A 23,242-nucleotide genomic window follows, 5' to 3' on the forward strand; every position below is an offset into this window, starting at 1 on the left:
GCCACCGTTATTTATTCTCAGCGGAGAGAAGACTCCCGATATTCCGGTAAATCCGCCTCGCCGTTTCGACGCTGTTCATCGTGTATAAATGAATCCCGCGGACGTCGCGCGAAATCAGGTCGATCATCTGCTCGGTTGCGAACGCGATCCCTGCGTCGAAAAGCGCTTCCGGATCGTCCCGGTACCGGTCGTGAATCCGGCGCATGCGTTCAGGGACCGCCGCCGAGCTTAATTTTACGACCCTTTCGAGCTGCGTCTTCGTCGTAATCGGCATGATCCCGGCTTCGATCGGCACGTCAATCCCTGCGGCGCGACCTTGTCCTGAAAATAATAAAACTTATCGTTATCAAAGAATAGCTGCGTAATCAGATGCGTCATGCCGCTGTCGATCTTGATTTTCAGATTCTCGATATCGGCTTCGAGCGACGGCGCTTCCGGATGCTTCTCGGGGTAGCAGGCGCCGCCGATATGGATCTCGCTGTCATGCCGGCGAATAAAGCGGACCAGATCGCTGGCGTGAGCGAAGGCGTACTTCCGACTTCCGTCAGCGGGAATATCGCCGCGCAGCGCGAACACGTTCTGGATTCCCTTCGCGCGCGCGCTTTCGAGAACGGCTAAAACGTCCGCCTCGTCGGAATTGACACAGGTCAGATGCGCAACCGATTCGATCCGGTACGTTTCGATAATCAGAGAAGCGATTTCGATCGTCTTTTCTCGCTGCGCCGCGCTCCCGCCCGCGCCATAGGTGACGCTGATAAAATCGGCCGGGACCTCGCGCATCCGCAGCAGCGTGTTATAGACCGTAGTGTAGGAAGTGTCCTTTTTCGGGGGAAAGACCTCCAGTGAAAAAACCGTCTTCTTGTGGTCAAAAATCTTCGAAATCTTCATGAGCCAATTTTAACTTATATTCCATGACTGCCTGATTCGCAATTGGGCAAACATGCTGAATTGTGCAATCAGGAAAATGGGCAAGCATGGAAAAACACACATACCATTTGCTACCACCCTACGAATTAAACCAAATTTTATCATTCCACAATGTCACAAGCTTTGGACTTTGCTTCCATGTCCAATCTATTTCTTCCAAATTATTTCACATAAAAACGCATTTAAGCCATGATTAATGACTCAAAATGAAATTACTTAAATCATCTTGGGTTTATTTGCAACAGGCGATATCATATAAGGGACGATTAAAACACAACGGAGGAACACACGATGAACTTCGCAGGGCGAATGAATTCAGTTCTTTTCCAAAATAGAGAAAAGGATATATTTTACGCGATTGATTCCTTAAAAAAAATCGAAGGGATTACACACCTGGAGTTTAATTTCCCGGAGCATATCGCTCCTTATTCGATACTTAAAGTCAAAGAAGCTGTTGCACCGTTGAAAGTCAACGGCGTCGCAACCCGCTTCAGAGATGATTTCATCCATGGCGAGTTTACCAATCCAAATCCAAAGCTCAACGAAAAAGCTATGGATTTATGCAAACGTGCAATCGACGCCTGCCGTGAGTTAAACGGAGAAGTCGTGACAATCTGGTTAGGATTCGACGGGTTCGATTATCCGTTCCAAGTCAATTATGAAAAAAAATGGAACGACATCGTCCGACATTTTCAAGATATCGCAGATTATGCCAACGATCTTAAGATCAGTATCGAATATAAACCGTTTGAACCAAGAAGTTACTCGATGATCGATGGAATCGGCTTGACGCTTCTGGCAATCGAAGAAATTAACCGTCCAAACCTTGGCGTCACACTCGATTTCTGTCACCTACTGATGAAGAAAGAATCGCCAGGATACGCGCTGACGCTCGCCGCGAGAAAGAACAAACTATTCGGACTGCATTTGAATGACGGTTACCGGGACATGGACAGCGGAATGATATTCGGATCCGTAAATATTCCGCAATCTATCGAGTTTATTTATTATCTCAAGAAATACGCTTATGACGGCGTCGTTTTTTTTGATACCTTTCCGATTCGTGAAAACGCGCTGTCGGAAATTGCGCTGAATATTGAATCATTCAGGTTTTTCGAGGAAAGAATCAAGAAAGTCGGATTAGAGGAAATAGAAAACGTCATCAATAAGCAGGATGGATTATCCGCGCAAAAATTAATGCTGAGCCTGATTAAATAGAAAAGGAGAAAAAAATGAAAAGATTTATGTTTGTATGGTTTATCGTAGCGATTGCCTGCACAATCGGTATCGGTGCCGTTTTCGGACAGGACGAAGGGTTCAACCCCGATAATGAAGCCGGAATCATGATCGAGGAAATCCGTGAAAGGTTCGGCGATACCCCGCGCCCGACCGAAGAAATTATTCTCGGCGCAGTCGCGAAAAATTTCCAGAACGAATATTGGCGAACGCTGAAGTCCGGTTATGAAGAAGCGCAGAAAAAAGCAGACGCAGCCGGGATCACAATCAAGGTCGACGTTCAAGCTGCGTTAGACGAAAATGACGAACAGGGACAGCTCGCGGTCGTCAATAACATGATCAACAAGCGATACGGGGCGTTATTGCTGTCGCCGCTCTCGGACGGGAACCTCGTTCCCGGCGTCGAAAGCGCGAACGAGAAAGGAATCCCGGTTATCAACGTTAACGACGGTCTCATCGCAAACGCGCCAAATTTCGTCGGGCCAAAGGCGATCCAAAACGGCGAATTAGCAGCGGAATGGATCGCCGGGAAGCTAGATGGAAAGGGTCAGGTTGCAATCGTCATCGGCATGCCGAAGGCATTTGCCGCTCGCCAACGTACACTGGGATTTAAAACCTGGATGGCTGAAAACGCGCCAGGAATTGAAATCGTCGGGGAACAGAACGCAGATTGGGACAGGAATAAGGCAAAGGAACTTGCTGAAACCTGGATCAAGAACTTCCCCGATCTGAAGGCAATATTCTGCAACAACGATGGGATGGCTTTAGGCGTCGTCGAGGCGGTTGAAAATTCCGGGAAAGAGATCCTTGTGGTTGGCGTCGATGGGATCGGCGAAGCTTACGATTCGATTCGCGCCGGAGAACTGGACGCAACGATCGATTCATTTCCATTCTACAAATCGCAAATCGCGGTTGAATGCGCGCTGCGGATTATCGGCGGGCAGGAGATTCCGCGCGTCGTTTGGACCCCGCAGGCATTGATCGACAGCACAAACGTCGACATGCCCGCCGCTGAAATTATAAAATGGGCGGATACAGCCTATACCGATTAAACGAAATTAATTTTCAATATCACCCGGCGGTCAATCATAATCTGACCGCCGGGAAAATTCGGAGAGGAAGACAATGAATGCCGCTGTACAGTTTAGCCATATTTCAAAAGACTTTCCTGGCGTAAAAGTATTAAAGGATGTCAGTTTTTCAATTAATAAAGGGGAAATTCACGCCCTTTTAGGCGAAAATGGTGCCGGAAAAAGCACGCTGCTGAATATTCTGCATGGGGTCCACCCTGAATATGCCGGCGACGTCCTGATCGACGGACAGAAAATGAACTTCCGCAATCCGCATGACGCAATCGTTCGCGGAAAAATATCAAAGGTTCATCAGGAATCCAATGCGGTCAGAGACCTGACCGTTGGACAAAACGTAACATTAGGCTATGAACCCGTTAAAAGAGGCTTTGTCGACTATAAAACGCTAAATTCGTCGGTCGATATGCTGCTCAAGCGGTTAAACTGCCACTTTAAATCGAGCGACATGGTTTCAAAGCTGAGCGCGGGTGAAATTCAGATGATCGGAATCGCGAAGGCGCTGTTTCATAATTCATCCATTATCTCGTTAGACGAACCAACAACATCTTTAACTACAAATGAAACAGACGCGCTTTTCAATATTCTTCGTGAACTGAAGAAGCATGGAATTACAATCATCTACGTCAGTCATCGTTTGGAAGAGATATTCGAACTCTGCGATCAAGCCTCAATTCTTCGAGACGGACAATATATTACGACGCTTAATGTTCAAAATACTGACCGGGAAACGATTATCCGAAACATGGTCGGATATAACGTCTCGACAATAACCGCACGCCGAAACGCAGACCTGGAGAATCGAGAAACGGTATTAAAAGTTTCCAACTTTACCCGGATTCCGGATTTCGAAAATGTCAGCTTTGAGTTGAAGCAAGGCGAAATTCTCGGTTTCAGCGGTTTAGTCGGCGCAGGGCGAACCGAAATCATGCGCTCGATTTTCGGCGCAGATAAAGCGGACAGTGGGAAACTCTTCCTTCACGGCGAAGAAGTCAGAATCCACAATACAACAGACGCGCTGAACCATGGATTCGGATTTCTTCCAGAAGACCGCAAGACGCAGGGATTTATCCAATATGCGACGAATGCCGAAAATATGTCCCTTTCAAGTTTAAAAAAATACATGGTCGGGATTTTCGTTGATCCCACAAAAAAACAAAAAAACTGCGTCCGGTACATTGAAAAATTAAACGTAACTCCCAGGCGCCCAGACTTCGAGACACAGAACATGTCCGGAGGAAACCAGCAAAAAATCATCTTGGGAAAATGGCTCTCGACAGAGGCCGATATTCTGATCTTCGACGAACCGACAAAAGGCGTCGATATCGCCGCAAAAGCGGAAATTTACAAAATTATGAAAGAGCTCGCCGCAAACGGAAAATCGATCATCGTCATTTCGTCTGAATTGCCTGAAATCATGGGGATCAGTGATCGAATTATTGTCATGTGCGAAGGGCGGATAACCGCCGAGCTGAATCCAGAAGAATTTGACGAAGAAAGAATTCTGAATTACGCAATGGAGGAAAACCATGATTAAAAGCAGTCTCAAACAATACTCGCGCGAAGCTGCGGTCCTTGCCGCCCTGTTTTTACTGATTATCATTTTCTCGATGATCGAACCGGTTTACCTGACGCCAAGCAATATGATCGATATTATTAAGCAGGGAACGATTAACGGCATCCTCGCAATCGGCATCACATTCGCGATCATATCCGGAGGAATCGACCTTTCAATCGGCTGTACCTTCGCGATCGTTATTGTCACCGTCGGACAGCTGACCGTCGAAAAAGTTCCAACGTTGATCGCGCTTTCAGCGGGCGCGATTTTAGGCGGCATCATGGGTTCGCTGAACGGTTTACTGATCACAAAACTGAAGCTTCAGCCCTTTATCGCAACATTGGGAACGATGAGCGTGTATCGTGGACTTGCGTACGTTTTTACCGGCGGATGGCCTGTCCTTGGAATTCCCGATACATATCGAAAAACATTCACAACAAAATTGTTTTGGGATATCCCCGTTTCAATCTTAGTCCTGTTCGCTATCGCGATTCTGACGCATATTGTCCTGAGCAAAACGAGATTCGGAAATTACCTCTACGCCGTCGGCGGAAACGAGGAAGCGTCAAAACTTTCGGGCGTTGACGTCGATAAAACAAAGATCATTTCATACGCGATTTGCGGCGCATGCGCGGCGTTTGCAGGAATGATCATGTTAGCGAATCTGGGGACCGGCGAACCGGCTTCCGGGCAAGGATACGAACTGGACGCAATAGCGGCCGCTGCAGTCGGCGGCACAAGGATGACCGGCGGTAAAGGTTCAATTCTGGGAACCGTTCTTGGCGCGCTCCTGCTTGCCGCGCTGAAAATCGGAATGATCGTTATCGGAGTCCAAACGTTTTACCAATTCATTGTAACCGGAATCATTATCATCATCGCCGCATATTTTGAATTCATTCAGGATTCAATCGTCGCGAAATTATCGAAAAAGTCATAATTTCCGATCAGGTGATCCGTCAGAAAAAGGGGAATCCACTATGAAAGAAGAGCATGGTGTCTTAGTCGTCGGCAGTCTCAACCTGGATATCATTCAAAAGGTTCCCGCGTTTCCAAAAGTCGGAGAATCTCTTCCCGCGGAAGAAACGACGTTATGCGCCGGTGGAAAAGGCGCGAATCAGGCCGCGCAATGCGCCCGGCTGGGAATTCCGACTCGCCTGATGGGCTGGATTGGGAACGATCTTTTTGGAGATTTTCTCCTGAAAAGCCTGTCAATCCCGAACTTAGATCTGAGCCGCGTTAAACGTGTCGAAACGCTGACCGGACTCGGCGTCGTAAATACGCTGCCGGACAGACGATTGTTTGCGATTGTATCGAAGGGGGCGAATTACGCCGGTCAGAAAGAGGATTTATCTGATCTCGACCAGCTGTTGAACGTTTCGAGTATCCTGGCGCTGCAACTTGAAATTCCCGCAGATATCGTGACCCACTGTATTGGAAAAGCGAAAGAACAAAACGTGCGTGTATGCTTAAACGCAGCGCCAAATGTTCCGCTTCGTTCTTCAACAATTTCCGACTGCGATTTTTTTATCGTAAACGAAGTTGAAGCGTCCTTTTATACTGGGGAACCCATCGAAACGCTGAATGACGCTATTCGATCGATCCTGCCTTTTGCGAAAACTCACCGGAACGTTTGTATTTTTACGCTTGGCGAAAAAGGCAGCGTTATCAGTGATGGGAACAGCGCGATTCATATCCCAGCTCATCCGACAAAGGTTATAGAAACAACGGGTGCTGGAGATTCTTTCATCGGTGGATTCATCAGAGGCCTTATCGACGGGTTCAGTATCTGGGACAGCGCAAAATTCGCTTCCCGCTGCAGCGCGGTTACGATCGGGCATATTGGCGGTATTGAATCTATGCCAACGTTTGAAGCAATGCGAACCGCGTATGAAGAAATCCGTGAAAAGAAAGGAGAATAATAAATCTTTAATCCCGCGACATCGTTATAGCATATAATATTTACGATGTTAACTTTCGGAGGAAGATATGATCCCCTATGAACGGCGAATAAGAATTGTCCATGAACTAAAGAAACGAGAATTCTTAAGCCTGAATGAATTGATGGAAATCTTCCAGGACGTATCCGCGTCTACCCTTCGACGCGATTTAAAAAGCCTGAGCGAAGACGGTCAAATCGATCTCATTCAGGGCGGCGCGGCAATTCGGATTTTTTCAACGTTCGATTCTCCGATCAGTTCAAGAAGCATCGTAAATATTGAGGCTAAGGATAAAATCGCGAAGTATGCGGCCAGCCTGGTTAAAGAAAACGACGTCGTTTATATTGATACGGGAACAACAGCGCTGAGTCTGATGAAATATCTTGCAAGTAAAAAAATAATCATTGTAACAACAAATGTATGGCTGCTGAATCATCTGCAGGGAGCAGTTGCCTCTTGCATCGTAGCGGGAGGAGAAGTCAATAAGGAAACCGCAAGCATTACCGGGCCTCAAGCGGAAGAGGCGCTCCGACAGATGTTTTTCGATATCGCCTTCTTGGGGACCTCCGGCGTCGACGCAATCGCCGGAATCAACACTGGCGATATTCGGGAGGCAAGTATCAAAAGAATAGTTAAAGGCAACGCCGCAAAGACCTACGTTCTCGCCGATAGTTCGAAAATCGGCGTTGCCTCCATGTATAAAGCCTTTGAAATCGGGGACTGCGTCATTATCACAGAAAAACGTCATGACCTGCTCCAAAAAGCTGGGAACTATCTTATAGCGGAGTAAAGATGAAACGGAACTTCGACGCGATCGGATTAGATATTGGAGGAACAAATCTCCGGATAGGCCGCGTCGACAGGGATTATTCAGCGCGCGATATTGAAATCAGCTCCAGCCGCGAGATTTTTTCCAATGAGGACAGCGTCAGCAGAATATCAGCCATCATATCTGACTATATTTCAACTTATCTCGGCAATAGGCAGCCGGCGTTCGTCTCAATCGGATTGCCGGCAGTCCTTAATAAAGATCGCAGCATCATCTTTTCAGCGACGAACTTTCCCGGACTGAAAGGAAACTTTCTCGAAAAAATTCGCAAATCGTTAGCTATTCCTGTCATTTTAGAACATGACGCTTATTTTCTTCTGGCGTACGATATGCTTGAGCATGGCGTCCAGCAGACCTCAACTTGTGTCGGAATCTACTTCGGAACCGGATTAGGAACCGCTATTTTTCTAAACGGGATTCCGTATACAGGGAAAAACGGAACAAGCCGCCGAACTGGGACATGTATCCATTCCTTTCGATACGCGCCTTTGCAGCTGCGGAAATCAAGGCTGTATTGAAATGTACTGCTGCGGGAAAGCCCTGGAACAAATCCAAAAGAGTTTTTACAAAGAAACTGTTATCGCCGACATGTTCAATGCGCATCATAGCTCAAAAATATTGAGAAATTTCATTGGATACATGTCGATGCCCGCCGCCGCGATCGCGAATATTCTCGATCCGGATCATATTTTTATTGGCGGAGGCATACCCAACATGATCGGTTTCCCTAAAACAGAACTGGAAGCAGCGATTCGGAAGATTACCCGAAAGCCTTTCCCTGAATCAAATCTGTCAATTATCTTTTCAGATAACCGCGCTGAAAAAGGAATTATCGGTGCAGTTATAGAGGGTAACAGAAAGTTACACCTTCAAGCTGACAATGAAAAAAAAGTAAGCCCCCCACCCCCATTTCAAGCCTCCGTTTCCGGAAAGAAAATCGCAGGCGCTTCCTCAAACGAACGCATGAAAACGTCGGATACGCGCCGGATCGCGTTCAGGTCGCCGACCGCCTCCGACTCATAAATCGCCGCGACAGGGAACCCGGCGCGCTTCGCCGTCGTCATCGCGTACAGCGAATCCTCAAAGACGACGCAAGCCTTCGCCGGGACGCCGAGCCGTTCAGCGGAAGTCAGAAAAATATCCGGGAACATCTTGCTCTTCCCGACCTCGTCCGTCGTCAGCAGGAAATCAAACGCATCGATCAGATCCAGCCGCGTCAGCGCCTTCTCCGTATGCGTCCGCTCCGCCGCCGTCGCAACGCAGCAGGGGATCCCGCGTTCCCGCAGGGCGCGAACAAACGCGCGCACGCCCGGTTTCAACTCAAAAACGTTATCGAAAAAATAACCGACGCGGTCCAGGAATATATCGACGATCTCGTCAACGCTCTCGCTCAGGCCATACCGATCGATCATCATCTCCGCCGCCTGACGCAGCGCAACCGGGCGCAGCGCCTCCAGGAACTCCGGATCGGGCTCGTAGCCATGCTCCCGCGCGTATTCGGCGCTGAGCCTGGCCCAGGTCCCCATCGAATCCAACAGCGTACCGTCCAAATCAAAAATTGCTCCGCGAATTTTGATCACAATCCTTCCTCACTCCACCCAATCCGCATGTTTCACCACCAGCAGCGTCCCGTCGCGCACGGAGATCGACGCCGCCACGCCGGTAAATTCATTACTCAGTCCCAGCCACTCGCGCGCCGTCAGCGTTCGATCCGCCAGCGGATATTTCAGCCCGCTCAGCGTCACGCCCAGACTGCGCTCGCTCAGGCTGAAAATCGACAGCTTCCCGCGTTCCTCCGCCGGAAAATCGACGCGCTCGCTGATCATGACGAACAGCTCGGCGTCCGGTGTCACGATCCGCCCCAACGCGCCCTGCTCCCGAAGATAACGAAGCGCCAGGACGTTCGCGTATGAGTGATCAAAGCGGGTTCCCGTCGCCCCATACAGCGCGAATTCCCGGCAGCCCGCCTCCAATCCGCAGCGGATCGCAAGAATCAGGTCCGGATCGTCCTTCTCGCGCGGAACGACCCGGACGTTTTTTCCCTTCGGGACGAATCCGAGCGAATCGAAATCGCCGATTACCCAATCCGGCCGTAGCTTCCGCCGCCGCAGCGCGTTATATCCGCCGTCGGCGGCAATCAAAATATCACCGATCCGGGGAGAATACGCCGCGCCGCGGCTTTCCCCTGATCCGAAAATCACGCAGCGCCGCGGCTCAGAACGCAGATTCATTTTTCAAGCCGGTTGATCAGCGAGACGACTTCGTTTATCTTTTCGTCCTGCGCCGCCTCGTCCTCATGAAGAAAAGCGTCGCGAACGCAGCCGCGCAGATGCGCTTCCAGAATTTCCCGATTCGCCCGCTTTAAAATCGCCGTCGTCGCCGATAACTGCGTCGCGATATCCATGCAGTAGCGATCCTCATCAACCATCTTCAGAATCCCGTCCAGCTGGCCGCGCGCGGTTCGAATCAGGCTGGTAATCTTACCCCGATCCGCCTGCATCTCACTTAAGGTCCCGGACCGAGACGACCTCGTACCCCGCGCCGGTTACCGCTCCGCTGAGGACCTCGTCCGCGACCGCCGCGCTCAACTCGACCGTAGCCGTTTTCGCTTCCAGATCGACCGCCGCCGACTTTACCCCGGCGAGCGCGCCTAAAACCGATTCGACCCGGGCTTTGCAGTGCCCGCACATCATCCCTTCAACAACCAATTCTTTTTTCATTCCTGACTCGCTTTCTTCCTTCGCTGATTTTACCGTTTCTCCCAAAGCTTCGTTAACGACCGCCGGAGCTTCGGAAGCCTCGATCCATTTCGGACGGAACCCGCGCAGCCGCAGCGCATTCGTCACCACCGTCACGGAGCTCAGGCTCATCGCCGCAGCGGCAAAATCCGGGCTCAGCTTCCAGCCGAACAGCGTATAGAATACGCCGGCGGCCAACGGGATCCCGATCACGTTATAAAAGAACGCCCAGAATAAATTCTGACGAATCGTGCGCATCATCGCCCTGGACAGCTGCGTCGCGGTTACAACGTCGCGCAGATCGTTTTTCATCAGCACAATATCCGCCGATTCGATCGCGATATCCGTTCCCGCGCCGATCGCGATCCCGACGTCCGCCCGCGCCAGCGCCGGCGCGTCGTTGATCCCGTCTCCAACCATCGCAACCTTCTTCGCCCGGCCCTTCGCGTCCGTTTCCGCCTGATACCGGCGGATAATTCCTTCCTTATCGCTCGGAAGCACCTCGGCGATGACCTCATCGACGCCAACGACCCGACGGACCGCCTCCGCCGTCAGCCGGTTATCCCCGGTCAGCATCACCGTTTTCATCCCCATCGCGCGGAGATTCGCGACCGCCTGAGCGCTGGTCTCCTTAACCGCGTCGGCGCAGGCGATCATTCCCAGATAACGCCCGTTCGCCGCGAAATACAGCGGTGTCTCGCCCTCAGCCGCATACAGCGCCGCGTCGGAGATCGATTCCGGAAGCGCGATTTTTTCAGACGCCATCAGCCGTGCGTTCCCGCCGAGAAGCGTTCGTCCGTCCCGAACCGCGCGGACGCCGAAGCCGGAAAGCGCCTCAAACTCGCCGGACCTGTCCGAATCGAACGCAGCGCCCCGTTCAGCCGCCGCGTTCAGGATCGCTTTCGCGAATGGATGCTCTGAGAAGTTTTCCAAATATACCGCCGCCTGCCAGAGCTCGTCCTCGCTGACGCCGTCGGCGGCGATCGCGCGCGTTACCTTCGGACGCCCTTCGGTAATCGTTCCCGTTTTATCCAGAACGACCGTATCGACCTCATGCGCGATTTCGGCGGCATCCGCCGATTTAATCAGGATCCCGTTCAACGCGCCCTGCCCGGTCCCGACCATGATCGCGACCGGCGTCGCCAGTCCCAGCGCGCAGGGACAGGAGATCACCAGAACTGAGATCGCGATCGACAGCGCGAATTCAAACGAATGCCCCAGAAGGAGCCAAACGATCATCGCGGCAACCGCAATCGAAATCACCGTGGGAACAAAAATTCCCGCAATCTGATCCGCCAATTTCTGGATCGGCGCTTTCGAGCTGTTAGCGTCGCTGACGAGCTGAACGATCTGCGCCAGCGTCGTATCTTCGCCGACCTTATCGGCGCGGAATTTAAACGATCCCGTCCGGTTCAGCGTCGCGATATACACCGTGTCGCCAACCGTCTTCTCGACCGGAACGCTCTCGCCGGTCAGGACCGCCTGATCGACCGCGCTCCCGCCTTCGAGAATCGTCCCGTCGACCGGGATCGCCTCGCCCGGCCGGACGACGATGACGTCGCCGACGACGATTTCTTCAATCGGAAGAACCGTCTCTTCCCCGTCCCGGATCACGGCGGCGGTTTTCGGAGCCAGGTTCAGGAGCTTCCCCAGCGCGTCGGTCGTCTTTCCTTTCGAAATCGCTTCGAGATACTTCCCGACCGTAATCAGCGTGAAAATCGTCCCGGCGGATTCAAAATACACGTCCATGACAAACCGGTTCGCCTCCGCCGTTTCCCCCGCGCCAACCGCCCAGGCGATTTTATACAGCGCGTAAATTCCGTAAATCGTCGCCGCCGCCGCGCCGATCGCGATCAGCGAATCCATGTTCGGCGATCCGTGCGCCAGCGTCCGGAAGCCGACGATAAAAAACTTGCGATTGATATACAGGATGGGCAGCAGGAACAGGAACTGCGTCAGGACGAAAACGACCTGGTTCCCGTTTCCATGCAGCGCGGCAGGCAGCGGCAGGCCTATCATATGCCCCATCGACAGGTACATCAGCGGCAGCAGGAAACATATCGAAACGATCAGGCGCGTCCGCAGCGCATTGATCTCCGAGCGGACGATCGCCCCCGGATCGGCCTTTTCCAAGGCGGCCGTTTTCGCGTTTCGCGGCTTCGCGCCGTATCCCGCTTTTTCAACCGCCTGAACGACGACGGAATCGTCGACGGCGCGCTCGGAAACGATTGTCAGCTGGTTCGCGAGCAGGTTCACCGTCGCGCTCTCTACGCCGGGAAGCGACCGCGTCGCTTTTTCGACAGCGGCTGAGCAGGCGGCGCATGTCATCCCGGTAACGGTATAAGTTTGTTTCATGAAAACCTCGTTTCAAAACCCGGCGGTCCCTGTCTTCCCAGGGCCCCACCCCCGCGGGGTGGTGTGATTAGTATACGCTAAATCACCCGCCTGTCAAACCGCCAGATTCCCTTTATTAAAAATCAATAAGTTACTTTTCCAACTTCGAAACCGCGTCCAGCGCCGCGTCCATCAGGACCTCCGACAGCGTCGGATGCGCGTGAATCGTCATGGCGATATCCGCCGCCTTCAGCTTCAACCGCACCGCCAGCGCAATTTCCGGAAGCAGCTCGGACGCCTCCGACCCGATAACCGTCCCGCCAAGAACGACGCCCGTTCCGGCATGGCAGACGAGCTTCGCCCAGCCGGCGTAATCGTCCAGGCCGATCGCTTTTCCGTTGGCGATGAAATCGGCCTTGCCGACGATGACCGGGATCCCGCGTTTCTCCGCTTCCGGCTGCGTCAATCCAACCGCCGCGACCTGCGGAATCGAGTAGGTCGCGTGCGGAACCTGGTCGGGATCATATCCCGCCGGGCTGCGTCCGGCGATTTTCTCCGCCGCGATCCGCCCCAGCGCCGACGCGACATGCGCCAGCTGAATTTTTCCGGAAACGTCGCCGATCGCGTAAATCGATTCCACGTTCGTCCGCCCAAATTCACCTGTCCTGATCCAACCGCGCGAATCCGTTTCAACTCCGGCGTTTTCCAACATCAACGCTTCCGTATTCGGCCGGAATCCGATCGCGATCAGGACATGATCGGCATTCAGCGTTACCTCGTCCGCGCCGTGCTCAAGCGTTACCGACGCACCGTTTTCTGACGACAGCGCCGATTTCAGCTTATGGCCCGTCAGGACTTTGATCCCGCCGCGTTTGAACTGCTTCGTGAGTTCGACCGCCGCATCGGGATCGTCGCCGGGAATCAGCGTGGACATCATCTCAACAACGGTCGCCTCAGCGCCATACGCCGCCCAGACCGAAGCGAATTCAACGCCGAGCGCCCCGCCGCCAATCACGATCACCGACCTCGGAAGCTCAGGGCGCAGAATTGCCTGCCGATAGTTCAGGATCCGTTCGCCATCGAAGCGGATCCCGCCGATCTCCGCCGGACGGGTCCCGGTCGCGACGATCACGTTTTTCGCCGAAATCGCTTCCACCGTTCCATCGTTCATACGAACCGCCAGCGTATCCGCCGTTTTAAAAGAGCCTTCGCCGGCGTAAACGTCGACCCCCTTTTTTTTCATCAGCAGCCCGACGCCCTTGCTCAGGCGTTCGGAAACCTTACGGCTCCGCGCGACCGCGGCGCCGTAATCGAGCGCGGCATTTTCGAACGTGACGCCGAACGTCTTCGCTTCCTTCCGGACCAGGCGCGCTACGTCCGCGTTTTTCAGGAGCGCTTTCGTCGGGATGCAGCCGACGTTCACGCAGACGCCGCCTAACGTATCCTTCTCGATCAGGGCCGTCTTCAGCCCCAATTCCGCCGCCCGTCCCGCCGCGACGTATCCCCCCGGACCGCCGCCGATTACCGCCACGTCATATTGCTTCATAGCAAGTCTCCTTTTCGGTTAGGTTATGAACCGTACCGTTGATCCATTCTAAATTTTAATACAGCCTGTCCGAGCCGGGAATCTCCCCCAGCGCGGCGCCGTTATGAAGTACCGGCAGCGTCACAGTCAGCGCGTCGTCTTCAATTTCCAACGCCGGCTGGACCGGGTAAGGCTGATACGCGGACCGGATTCGCGTCATGCCGGTTCCAAATTTTTCAATAATCCGCAGCCGGTGCAAAACTTCGGCGACAATCACATTTCGCAAAACGGAGCGCTGACCATGCAGACAGGCGTTTTTACTCATCCCCTCCGGCAGCCCGCCGGGAGACGTGACTTCAATCCGATTGGCGTACATCGCGATCCGAACTGCGGACGAAAGGTCATAGCGACGATGCGTTAACGCGTTGGCAACCGTTTCCCGATACGCGTCAAAGGGGATCTGGACCTTTTCAATGCGCCTCCCATCTTCAACCTCCTCGTACGGCGCGTACCATTTCCGGAACATATCTATCGCAGCAGCATATTGCGTCAGGATCGACCGCGCGGATACGTCCCGCCGCTCCAGGAAAATCGAAATCGACGCGCCGAACCGAACGATATTCGTCGCAGGTTTCAGGTTATGATTTTCGTCGGCAAAAAGTTCCCCGGCGATAGTGTAGTCGTTTTCATGGAGGAGGCCGAGGGATCGTAAAGAGTCCCTGGTTAATTTCGTCAAGCCGATTTCGCGCTGCAGTTCGACTTCCAAAACGCGGAAGGATAATTTTTTCTCCGATGAAAGCTGCTGATCATATTCAATCGGAGTCGCGGAAAGAGATAAAGACCGTAAACCAGCCGAATCCAAAGGAATCGAGGCCGTATGCCTCCGCTGATACGCTACCCCTTTATATAAATATGGCGCGTCGGAACCTTTTCGTACTTTTACGCAAACGATCACCCTGCCGTCTGTTTTCTTCTGCTCAATTGAAAACTGAGGCCATGGAGCGATCGAATCGTTAATTTTCGTTTCTATTTGGAGCGAAAACACGTCCGGATTTTCAATCCCGATAAGATCACCGTTATCCCGCACGCCGAACACAATTTCTCCGTCATGAAAATTTGCAAAAGCGCTGACAGATTTCAGAAAGGTATCCGAGTATTTTTCTTTGAACTCAACGGTCTGGCTTTCCCGATATTCCGGCACGGTTATTCCTCCGCTCTCCTTATTTACCAAAGGAGTAACAGGATTATACCTTGCCGAAAGAACCGACCCCGCCCCATGGATCAGCGGAGAAAAAATCGATCAGCCGCTGCACGCCCGCCCCGGAAAGCGCATAGTTCTCTACGATCTCGCCATGCTCGATCCGAATCGCATGCGTACAGCAGCTCAGGATAAATTCAGGATCATGCGTCACCACGAACGACGTCACGCCCTTCCGGCGAAGGGCCGCGATATTTCCCGCCGTTTCGCGCATGTGGATCAGATCCAATCCGCTCGTCGGTTCGTCGAAGACCAGGATATCACGACCGGAAACGAGCGCCGACGCGATCGCGACGCGCTGCTTCTGCCCGCCGGAGAGCGACATTGGATGATCCTCACGGAAGGCGGAAAGGTCGAGCGACGCCAACGCCGCGCCCGCCAGTCCCTCGTCCTCGGGGTTCATCGACAACAGCGCCTCGTCAAGCACGCTTTCAGTAAAGAGCTGATGGTTCACGTCCTGCATCACCAGATAGCAGGATGACAGCCGCTTTTTCGCCGTCAGCGTCTTTCCACGGTACGTCAGCAGGCCGCGATCCTGCGAAATCAGGCCGCAGAGACTCCGCGCAAACGTCGTCTTCCCAGCGCCGTTGCTCCCGATAACCGCGATAACGGCGCCGTCCGGAACCTCCGCCACCGGGACGCTCAGGATCGTATCAGACCCCGGGAATCGAACACGGAGGTTCTCGATCCGGATCGTTCCGTTCCCGGGAAGCGGCTCTGCCGCTTCGGCGTTCAGCCGGTCCAGCGACGGGATCCGCAGCCCGCGTTCCTCAAAAAACCGGGGCGGCATTGAAAAAAACTTGTCGCCGTCGTATGTCTCCCGGATTTCGCCGTCGCGCATGAAAATCACGCGATCCGCGATCCCGCGCAGGAAATGGAGGCGATGTTCCGCGACGAGAATCGTTTTCCCTTCAGCTTTCCAGATTGAAAGAATCCGCCGCAGCGCCTTGATCGTCTGAAAGTCCAAATTCGACGTGGGTTCGTCCAGGACGAAGACGCTTGGCTGAAGGACGCTGACCGAGCCGCAGGCGATCTTCTGTTTCTCGCCGTCGGAAAGCTCGAAAATACTCCGATCTAAAAGATGGTGAATCGATAAATCGGAAACTGCCTTCCGGACCCGCGCGAAAATTTCGTTTTCAGAGATTCCCAGATTTTCACAGCCGAACGCCAGCTCGCTCGTCGTATCGACGTTGAAAAATTGGCTGCGCGGGTTTTGAAAAACGGAGCCTACCGTCTGGGCCATGTCATAAAGCTCGGTTTCAGCGACGTTCTTACCAGCCACAGAAATTGTCCCGCTGAGCTCGCCTTCGTAAAAATGCGGAATGAGCCCGTTGACCATGCGCGTGACCGTCGTCTTTCCGCAGCCAGACTCGCCGCAGAGAAGAACGACCTCTCCGGAGGCGATCTCCAGATTCAGGTGATTGACGCCGGCGTTTTCACGTCCCCCCGCATAAGTAAAAGATACGTCCGTCAGCCGGATCATATGACGACGGCTCCCGCACCGCCCAATCTTTCAAAGAGAAATAACAGGATCATCGCGAAACAGACCGCCATTGCGAAAATATCCTGCGCCCGAAGTCCGATCCGGCAGACGTTCGTCCGACGGATCGGCGCCCCAAGCCCGCGCGTCAACGCTGCCGCCGACAGCTCGTCGCCAATCTTGACGCAGCAGACCAACAGCGGCACCAACCGATATTCAATCATTTTTCCCGGTTTTTTTCCGCCGAAACGGATCCCGCGCATGCGCATCGCGTCGCTGATCGCCGCATATTCCTCGGCGACCGTCGGGAAAAAGCGGAAGACGACCGACAGCGGAATCGACAGGCCCTGCGGCACGCGCATCCGTTCCATCGCACCCATGAACTCGCTGACCGTCGTCGTATTAACCATATAACTCGCCATCGCAATTCCAGGCATGAAGCGGACGGAGAAAAAAGACATCGCGACGAGCAGGAAGTTAACGACGCCGGTCGTCAGCGGCAGCAGGTACGTCTGCATCGCCGTCGCGCCCCAATAGACGCAGAAATAAATCAGCGCCGCTTTCCATTTCCGTTCAATCAGGAATAACGCGAGCGGGACGAACGTCAGGATCCAGATCAGCATGGACATCCATCCGACGCCGGTATCCGCCATGATCACCGTGCCGATCGTGATCACCATTAACAGCTTCGTCCGCGGATCAAAGATCTTCCGCGCGGACAATTCCGCAGATTGAAAAAAACCGGACCTCATTTATGCAATCCCAGCGCGGACAAAATGTTTCTTCAGGATTGCTTTCCCGATCAGCGCGCCAATAATTCCAGCCGTAAACCCGGCGATCAGCATCGGAATCAAACTCCAATCCGGAACGTAGCGCATCAGCGCATTGGCATACTCTTCGCCGTAGCCGCCGTTGATCAGCTTCGCAAAATAAGCGTCGCGGGTAACGATGATCGGAATCAGCGCGCCGATCACCCAGAGCGAAAAGACGCCATGGCAGAGGACGCTCTTCCCGGCGCTCGCATAGTTGCCGGAACGGAAAATCAGGTCGGCGCAGAAACCGGCGATCAGCCCTGTCGCCGTGACCCAGTAGACGCCCATGCCCATAATCCCGAGAAGAAAGCCGCATAGCGCTCCCATGATCGTAATCATCCCGAATTTCTTCGTTTTCGTCAGGAAAAGCATGAACGGAATCCCGCAGATCAGCGGAACAATGACCGTCAGAAACGGAATAAAAATCGGAATAAACCCTAACATGCCGACAGCCATGCTGACAATAAAAATAATCGCGGTAAATAAACCTGTGGTAATTAAGTCTTTCGCAGTAATACGCTCGTTCTTCATCACAAGCTCCCGTTTAGATGTATTTAGAAAACGCGATTCCATCTCGCCAAAAGCCCTGAAATGAAATCGCGTTTATTTTAGCGCACGAAGTTAGTCCTGTCTACCCCGAACTTCACAGATGCCGCCAACCGTTCCACCCGTCTCAGGCAATCCCCGGCCAAACGAAATGTTTCCTGAGGAGCGTTTTCCCAATCCAGCCGCCAGGCAGTCCAAACACGAAACAGGCGGCGAGCAACGGCCCCATGTCCCAGTCCGGAACGCAGCGCATCAGCCTTCCGGCATACGCTGCGCCATACCCGCGCCCGATCAGGCCGGCGCTCTACGCCGCGCATCCGATAACGATCAGAATATAGGACCCGATGGGCCGCATGCAGAAAACGCCATGACTTAAAACGCTTTTTCGAACGCTCGCAAAATTTCCGGAACGGCAGACGAGATCAGCGGCCAGTACAGAAATCGAGCCGGTCACCATGACCGGGATCCCCAGTCCGCGGGCCTATAAGCTAACCCAGCTTTACTATGCCGACAGCCTGTCTATAACCGTTAAACAGGAAAAGTCCGCCGAAAAAGGACAATTCACACTATAATAGAAAGTTGCTGATCCTGTCAAAACACGACACGGAAAAGATATCTCGCAGACGGTTGAGCCGATGGATTCACAGACAATACACTTCTTACACCACGAAAAAAGCGAATCGCTTCATAACGGAAATGGGTATTCAAACGGCAACGGGAACGGCGACACAAGTCTCATTGAATATGTCAACGGCTTTTCGATTCGTCCTGGCTTCTTTCAGCAGAACGGCGCGTACGTCGTCTCGAACGGCGTCGGCTTCACGGTGACGTCGATTGGAGCGGAACTGGTCGAGTTGGCGCTGTTCCGACGTTACGCGAAGGAGCCGTTCGCGGTTCTCCCTTTCCCGCCCAGCTGCCAGATTGGCAACGTTTATTCGATGATCGTTTTCGATATCGATTATATCGACCTGGAATACTGCTATCGGGTTCATGGCCCATATGAGCCGGAAAGGGGGCTGGTCTTTGACGGTTCCCGCTACTGCCTCGATCCCTATGGGCTTGCTGTCACGGGGCAGAGCGATTGGTGCGTGCGGCGCGAGCGGAACGATTATCGCTCCAGGGTTGTTTGGACAAATTTTGATTGGCAGGATACGCGACTGCCCGAATCACGGATGGAGGATCTGGTCATCTATGAGCTGCATGTTCGCGGCTTTACCCGGCATGATTCCTCCGGCGTTCAGCGTCCCGGTACGTTCGCCGGGTTGATCGAGAAAATCCCGTACCTGATTGACCTGGGCGTCAACTGCGTCGAGCTCATGCCCGTGTTTGAATTCAACGAAATGTTTGACGAACGCTATTACGAGGGGAACCGCCTGATCGATTACTGGGGCTATAACCCGATCAGCTTTTTCGCGCCCAATACATCATATTCTTCTAACAAAGAACATCATCAGGAAGGGACCGAGCTGAAAAAGCTGATCCGCGAATTGCATCGCAACGGGATCGAGGTTTTTCTGGACGTTGTCTTTAATCATACGGCTGAGGGAAACGAGAACGGACCGTTCCTGAACCTGAAAGGCTTTGACAACAACGTTTATTACATGCTGACCGGAGACGGCCATTATCAGAATTTCAGCGGCTGCGGGAATACGCTGAACGCAAATCATCCCATCGTTCAGCAGCTGATTCGCGACAGCCTGCGTTACTGGGTTACGGAATATCGTGTCGACGGCTTCCGGTTTGACCTGGCTTCGATCCTGGGGCGATCGGAGGATGGGTCGCCGTTAAATAACCCGCCGCTGCTGAAAAATATCGCTTATGACCCGATTTTATCGCATGCCAAGCTGATCGCCGAAGCCTGGGACGCGGGGGGATTATATCAGGTTGGCTCGTTTCCATCCTGGAAACGCTGGTCGGAATGGAACGGGCGCTACCGCGACGATCTGCGCCGGTTTTTAAAAGGCGACGCGGGCGCGGCGAAAGCGGCAGCGCTGCGAATCGCGGGATCGCATGATCTTTATCATCCCGACGCGCGCGGAAACGACGCTTCGATCAACTTTATCACCTGCCATGATGGGTTCACGCTCCGCGATCTGTATACGTATAACGAGAAACATAACCTCGCGAACGGCTGGAACAACGCCGACGGGGAAAACTTCAACTTAAGCTGGAACTGCGGCACGGAGGGAGAAAGCGACGACCCCGAGATCCTGCGGCTGCGGCTCCGACTGGCTAAGAATGCGCTCTGCGTTCTTCTGGCGTCGCATGGGACGCCGATGCTGCGCGCCGGCGACGAAATGGGAAAGACGCAGCGTGGAAACAACAATGCGTACTGTCAGGATAACGAGATTTCCTGGATCGACTGGAACGATTTAGAACGAAACGCCGACCTGTTCGCGTTTACGCGCTGGATGATTCGGTATCGCCTGACGCATCCGTCGCTCCGGAGCGGAAAAAAACCGGCGAACTGCGGTTTACGGGAGGTACGATTCTTTGGCCCTGACGCGGAAACGTTAACCGACGATCATGAAAACCGCTTTATCGGCCTGTTTTTCGCCGCGCGGAACGCGGCGGATACGGACGATGAGTTTCATTATTTAGCCGTCAACGCTTCCTGGGAAGGAGCCGACGTGAGACTGCCAAAGCTTCCGTCGGGACACGCATACCAGATTATCGTTAATACCGGCGACGAAACCGGGAACGATCATGGAGATTCGGTTTCGCAGCAGCCGCTTACAGCGAACGTACTGACGATCGGCGCACGTTCGGTTATCCTCTGCCGCGCGGATCGGATATGAAACCGGAGCAGAATGGCCTCGCGTTTGCGGGGTATGGTATAATCTGAAACGTTGTTTCGGGGAGGTGCCGGAGTGGCTGAACGGGGCCGCCTGCTAAGTGGTTATCGGGGTAAAACCCGATCGGGGGTTCGAATCCCCCCTTCCCCGCTAACATCAACAAAATCCGAAATCCGCAGCGCAAAAATCTTTTTCCGCTGCGGAATCATCGGACTGATCCTCGACCGCACTTAGCAACAAAAATTAATCCGGCGCGAACGGCGCAGCCGGCGGCGTAAAATTCGCCGCATAGCGCGCCACATTCGATACGCGGAGCTCGTCGATATAAAACCTTCTGTCATCCTTAACAAAGAATTTTTTATTCGTAAAATTGTAGTCATATTGTTTCGTCACCAGCTTAACCCCGTTTACGAACCCTGAAACGGCTCGGGATCCGTTCACGGCTCCATTCCCAACAACCGCGATATGAGAATAAATCATTGTGGGTAGATTTGGCGATATTCCCGCATACGCATTAACAATATTCCGCAGTAATGTGATACTCGACGTATTTACGTGAATAATCTGTTCCTCGCCGGAAGTTGAAGGCTCCCCAAATCCGGCGTAAGTAGTCCCGCCGGAAAAAGGTCTGATCCAGAATTCAATCGTAAAAGGCGATGTTCCTGTCGGAACCAGGTTATCGAAAGTCCCGAGCAAAGCAGAGCACCCTGAACCGAATTTTCCGGCTGGTTCAGAATCGGGACTCTGCAAATATGCATTCGCCGCCCCGCCCGAATTCATATAAACCGCGGTCTCGGCAAGATTTGCAGCGTTATCAAAATGCGCGAGTAATTTTGTCTTCGTCCCCCGATACGTCATCGGTACCTTCCCCTGCGCCATATTAAAAATCGCCATCTTTATCCCCCTAAAATACTCACCCTGATCGCCACCGACGGAATCGCCTCGCACTGAAACGTCAGCGTATTACCCGATCTCGCCACGCAGCGCACCCCGCAGTTGCACCACTCCTCATAACTATTCGCCGTACCGATATCCGGTCCCGTCAGCAGGTTCGCGCTGTTCGCCGACCCCGGAACGTTCACCGTCTGTTGCCGCGTCGTCGCGTTCCAGCTCGCCCCCGGTTGCAGCGTCGCGCCATAATTCGTAAACCCGCCGTTTTGAACCAACTGGCCATTGTTCATAAAAATTCGGCCAATAACAAACAGGTCGTTCACAATGGTGATTATTCCTCTGGTAAATTCGCCAATTCTTGACGTGAAATCCGCCGTCGTATCATTATTGAAGTGGAAATCAATAATTCCGCCGCCTCCTGTCCAGCCTCCCATCTCAATAGCATTTGGCCGCTCGACCATCGCCCCAATATCCGCGGGCGTCAGCGCGTCGCTCCCGCCAATTTTATGCGTATTCTTGTGCCCCGTCGGCGTCATCGCCGTCGGAAAGTCGGTAATCTCTGCCTTCGGATGCGTATGCGCCGCCGGCGGCATTGTAGCTGGGAAATCGCTGATCTGCGCCTTCGTCAGCGTCAGCGCGTCGCTTCCGGTTGCCCCGTGACTGGCCGCGTGCCCCGTCGGTATCATCGCCGCCGGAAAATCGCTGATCTGGCTTTTCTCAATCGTAATCGGATCGCTTCCGTCCTTCGCGTGCGTAGAACCATGCGGAGACGGATTAAATTCAGACGGCATACCGTCGATCTGGCTGACGTCGATCCGGATCGGATCGGAACCGGCCGGGCCGTGCGTTTCCCCATGCCCCGTCGGCGTCATCGCCGTCGGAAAGTCGCTGATCTGCTGTGTCGTGATCGTAACCGGATCGCTTCCGTCCGCCTGATGCGCCGCCCCGTGCGGCGTTGCGTCCAGCTTATCGCGCGACAGCCGCTCGATATTCGCCTTAAACGTATCGTGATCGTAAACCGTATACGCGCGGTAAACCTGCGTCCCCGCCTCCCGGAAATTCGCCGTCGTCCCGCCGAACCCCCGCTCGCAGCTCGTCAGCCGCGATCCCTCGATCCCGTTATAGCGGATCACCTCGGCCGAATCGCCGCTCCCGATTGTCGCCAGATTCGGCGCCTCCGGGAACACGTTAATATTCTCGACCGGAATCGCCGCCGCCTCGGCGGTAATCGATTCCGCTAAAACCGTCTGCGGACTGTTGCTGATCCCCTTGTACATCGTCTCCATCC

At 53.4% G+C, this 23,242-nt stretch carries 19 protein-coding genes, 1 tRNA gene and 1 pseudogene; 9 read left to right on the plus strand and 12 right to left on the minus strand.

Going from position 1 to position 23,242, the window contains the following annotated elements; all coding sequences use genetic code 11:
• Window positions 1–7: 7 nt before the first annotated feature.
• Window positions 8–888: pseudogene (locus BEQ56_00510) on the minus strand (methylenetetrahydrofolate reductase [NAD(P)H]).
• A gap of 330 nt (window positions 889–1,218) precedes the next feature.
• Between BEQ56_00510 and BEQ56_00515 the strand changes: the two are divergent.
• The 7 genes from BEQ56_00515 (at window position 1,219) to BEQ56_00545 (ending at window position 8,093) form a co-directional block, all read left to right on the plus strand.
• Entirely contained in the window at window positions 1,219–2,145 is a 927-nt protein-coding gene (locus BEQ56_00515) for an AP endonuclease (GenBank protein AOH42098.1), read from the plus strand.
• Window positions 2,146–2,171: 26 nt separating this feature from the next.
• Complete coding sequence (locus tag BEQ56_00520) at window positions 2,172–3,215, plus strand: RbsB protein (protein AOH44329.1); 1,044 nt, start codon at window positions 2,172–2,174, stop codon at window positions 3,213–3,215.
• A 73-nt stretch (window positions 3,216–3,288) separates the two neighbouring features.
• Window positions 3,289–4,788, plus strand: a complete 1,500-nt coding sequence (locus BEQ56_00525) for an ABC transporter (protein AOH42099.1) — start codon at window positions 3,289–3,291, stop codon at window positions 4,786–4,788.
• Window positions 4,784–5,746 (plus strand): ribose ABC transporter permease, encoded by a 963-nt coding sequence (locus BEQ56_00530; GenBank protein AOH44330.1) that lies wholly within the window; start codon window positions 4,784–4,786, stop codon window positions 5,744–5,746. The genes BEQ56_00525 and BEQ56_00530 overlap by 5 nt, the downstream gene beginning before the upstream one ends.
• A 40-nt stretch (window positions 5,747–5,786) precedes the next feature.
• A complete protein-coding gene (locus tag BEQ56_00535; protein ID AOH42100.1) occupies window positions 5,787–6,728 on the plus strand; it encodes a hypothetical protein in 942 nt (313 codons plus the stop codon).
• Window positions 6,729–6,795: 67 nt separating this feature from the next.
• Window positions 6,796–7,536, plus strand: coding sequence for a hypothetical protein (locus BEQ56_00540; GenBank protein ID AOH42101.1), 741 nt, complete (start codon window positions 6,796–6,798; stop codon window positions 7,534–7,536).
• Window positions 7,537–7,538: 2 nt separating this feature from the next.
• Window positions 7,539–8,093, plus strand: coding sequence for a hypothetical protein (locus BEQ56_00545; GenBank protein ID AOH42102.1), 555 nt, complete (start codon window positions 7,539–7,541; stop codon window positions 8,091–8,093).
• Window positions 8,094–8,486: 393 nt separating this feature from the next.
• Here BEQ56_00545 and BEQ56_00550 read toward each other — a convergent pair whose 3' ends face one another.
• The 9 genes from BEQ56_00550 to BEQ56_00590 form a co-directional block, all read right to left on the minus strand.
• Window positions 8,487–9,158, minus strand: a complete 672-nt coding sequence (locus BEQ56_00550) for a hypothetical protein (GenBank protein AOH42103.1) — start codon at window positions 9,156–9,158, stop codon at window positions 8,487–8,489.
• Between the two features lie 6 nt (window positions 9,159–9,164).
• Window positions 9,165–9,806, minus strand: coding sequence for a thiamine diphosphokinase (locus BEQ56_00555; GenBank protein AOH42104.1), 642 nt, complete (start codon window positions 9,804–9,806; stop codon window positions 9,165–9,167).
• Window positions 9,803–10,075, minus strand: a complete 273-nt coding sequence (locus tag BEQ56_00560; protein ID AOH42105.1) for a transcriptional regulator — start codon at window positions 10,073–10,075, stop codon at window positions 9,803–9,805. The genes BEQ56_00555 and BEQ56_00560 overlap by 4 nt, the downstream gene beginning before the upstream one ends.
• A gap of 1 nt (window position 10,076) precedes the next feature.
• Entirely contained in the window at window positions 10,077–12,668 is a 2,592-nt protein-coding gene (locus BEQ56_00565) for a copper-translocating P-type ATPase (protein ID AOH42106.1), read from the minus strand.
• A gap of 130 nt (window positions 12,669–12,798) precedes the next feature.
• The gene (locus BEQ56_00570; protein AOH42107.1) at window positions 12,799–14,193 is read right to left on the minus strand and encodes a dihydrolipoyl dehydrogenase; all 1,395 of its coding nucleotides are present in this window, start codon (window positions 14,191–14,193) and stop codon (window positions 12,799–12,801) included.
• 55 nt (window positions 14,194–14,248) lie between these two features.
• Window positions 14,249–15,373 carry a hypothetical protein gene (locus BEQ56_00575; GenBank protein ID AOH42108.1) on the minus strand — a complete coding sequence of 375 codons (1,125 nt, stop codon included), beginning with the start codon at window positions 15,371–15,373 and terminating at the stop codon, window positions 14,249–14,251.
• A gap of 43 nt (window positions 15,374–15,416) precedes the next feature.
• Entirely contained in the window at window positions 15,417–16,913 is a 1,497-nt protein-coding gene (locus BEQ56_00580; protein AOH42109.1) for an ABC transporter, read from the minus strand.
• Window positions 16,910–17,662, minus strand: a complete 753-nt coding sequence (locus BEQ56_00585) for a hypothetical protein (protein AOH42110.1) — start codon at window positions 17,660–17,662, stop codon at window positions 16,910–16,912. The genes BEQ56_00580 and BEQ56_00585 overlap by 4 nt, the downstream gene beginning before the upstream one ends.
• Complete coding sequence (locus tag BEQ56_00590) at window positions 17,663–18,253, minus strand: hypothetical protein (protein AOH42111.1); 591 nt, start codon at window positions 18,251–18,253, stop codon at window positions 17,663–17,665.
• A 752-nt stretch (window positions 18,254–19,005) separates the two neighbouring features.
• Here BEQ56_00590 and BEQ56_00595 point away from each other — a divergent pair.
• Complete coding sequence (locus BEQ56_00595) at window positions 19,006–21,066, plus strand: glycogen debranching enzyme GlgX (protein ID AOH44331.1); 2,061 nt, start codon at window positions 19,006–19,008, stop codon at window positions 21,064–21,066.
• 58 nt (window positions 21,067–21,124) lie between these two features.
• A tRNA-Ser gene (locus tag BEQ56_00600) sits at window positions 21,125–21,216 on the plus strand.
• A gap of 90 nt (window positions 21,217–21,306) precedes the next feature.
• Here BEQ56_00600 and BEQ56_00605 read toward each other — a convergent pair.
• Entirely contained in the window at window positions 21,307–21,957 is a 651-nt protein-coding gene (locus BEQ56_00605; protein AOH42112.1) for a hypothetical protein, read from the minus strand.
• A gap of 2 nt (window positions 21,958–21,959) precedes the next feature.
• A complete protein-coding gene (locus BEQ56_00610; GenBank protein ID AOH42113.1) occupies window positions 21,960–23,240 on the minus strand; it encodes a hypothetical protein in 1,281 nt (426 codons plus the stop codon).
• Between the last annotated feature and the right edge of the window lie 2 nt (window positions 23,241–23,242).

The sequence above is a fragment of the Anaerolineaceae bacterium oral taxon 439 genome, from assembly GCA_001717545.1.
Lineage (GTDB): Bacteria > Chloroflexota > Anaerolineae > Anaerolineales > Anaerolineaceae > Flexilinea.

What these genes read in the sequence shown, in the direction of transcription:
- BEQ56_00515 (AOH42098.1), top strand. Translation starts at nt 1,219, where the DNA reads ATGAACTTCGCAGGGCGAATGAATTCAGTTCTTTTCCAAAATAGAGAA.
- BEQ56_00565 (AOH42106.1), bottom strand. Translation starts at nt 12,668, where the DNA reads ATGAAACAAACTTATACCGTTACCGGGATGACATGCGCCGCCTGCTCA.
- BEQ56_00525 (AOH42099.1), top strand. Translation starts at nt 3,289, where the DNA reads ATGAATGCCGCTGTACAGTTTAGCCATATTTCAAAAGACTTTCCTGGC.
- BEQ56_00555 (AOH42104.1), bottom strand. Translation starts at nt 9,806, where the DNA reads ATGAATCTGCGTTCTGAGCCGCGGCGCTGCGTGATTTTCGGATCAGGG.
- BEQ56_00585 (AOH42110.1), bottom strand. Translation starts at nt 17,662, where the DNA reads ATGAGGTCCGGTTTTTTTCAATCTGCGGAATTGTCCGCGCGGAAGATC.
- BEQ56_00605 (AOH42112.1), bottom strand. Translation starts at nt 21,957, where the DNA reads ATGGCGATTTTTAATATGGCGCAGGGGAAGGTACCGATGACGTATCGG.
- BEQ56_00540 (AOH42101.1), top strand. Translation starts at nt 6,796, where the DNA reads ATGATCCCCTATGAACGGCGAATAAGAATTGTCCATGAACTAAAGAAA.
- BEQ56_00535 (AOH42100.1), top strand. Translation starts at nt 5,787, where the DNA reads ATGAAAGAAGAGCATGGTGTCTTAGTCGTCGGCAGTCTCAACCTGGAT.
- BEQ56_00580 (AOH42109.1), bottom strand. Translation starts at nt 16,913, where the DNA reads ATGATCCGGCTGACGGACGTATCTTTTACTTATGCGGGGGGACGTGAA.
- BEQ56_00590 (AOH42111.1), bottom strand. Translation starts at nt 18,253, where the DNA reads ATGAAGAACGAGCGTATTACTGCGAAAGACTTAATTACCACAGGTTTA.
- BEQ56_00560 (AOH42105.1), bottom strand. Translation starts at nt 10,075, where the DNA reads ATGCAGGCGGATCGGGGTAAGATTACCAGCCTGATTCGAACCGCGCGC.
- BEQ56_00610 (AOH42113.1), bottom strand. Translation starts at nt 23,240, where the DNA reads ATGGAGACGATGTACAAGGGGATCAGCAACAGTCCGCAGACGGTTTTA.
- BEQ56_00570 (AOH42107.1), bottom strand. Translation starts at nt 14,193, where the DNA reads ATGAAGCAATATGACGTGGCGGTAATCGGCGGCGGTCCGGGGGGATAC.
- BEQ56_00545 (AOH42102.1), top strand. Translation starts at nt 7,539, where the DNA reads ATGAAACGGAACTTCGACGCGATCGGATTAGATATTGGAGGAACAAAT.
- BEQ56_00520 (AOH44329.1), top strand. Translation starts at nt 2,172, where the DNA reads ATGTTTGTATGGTTTATCGTAGCGATTGCCTGCACAATCGGTATCGGT.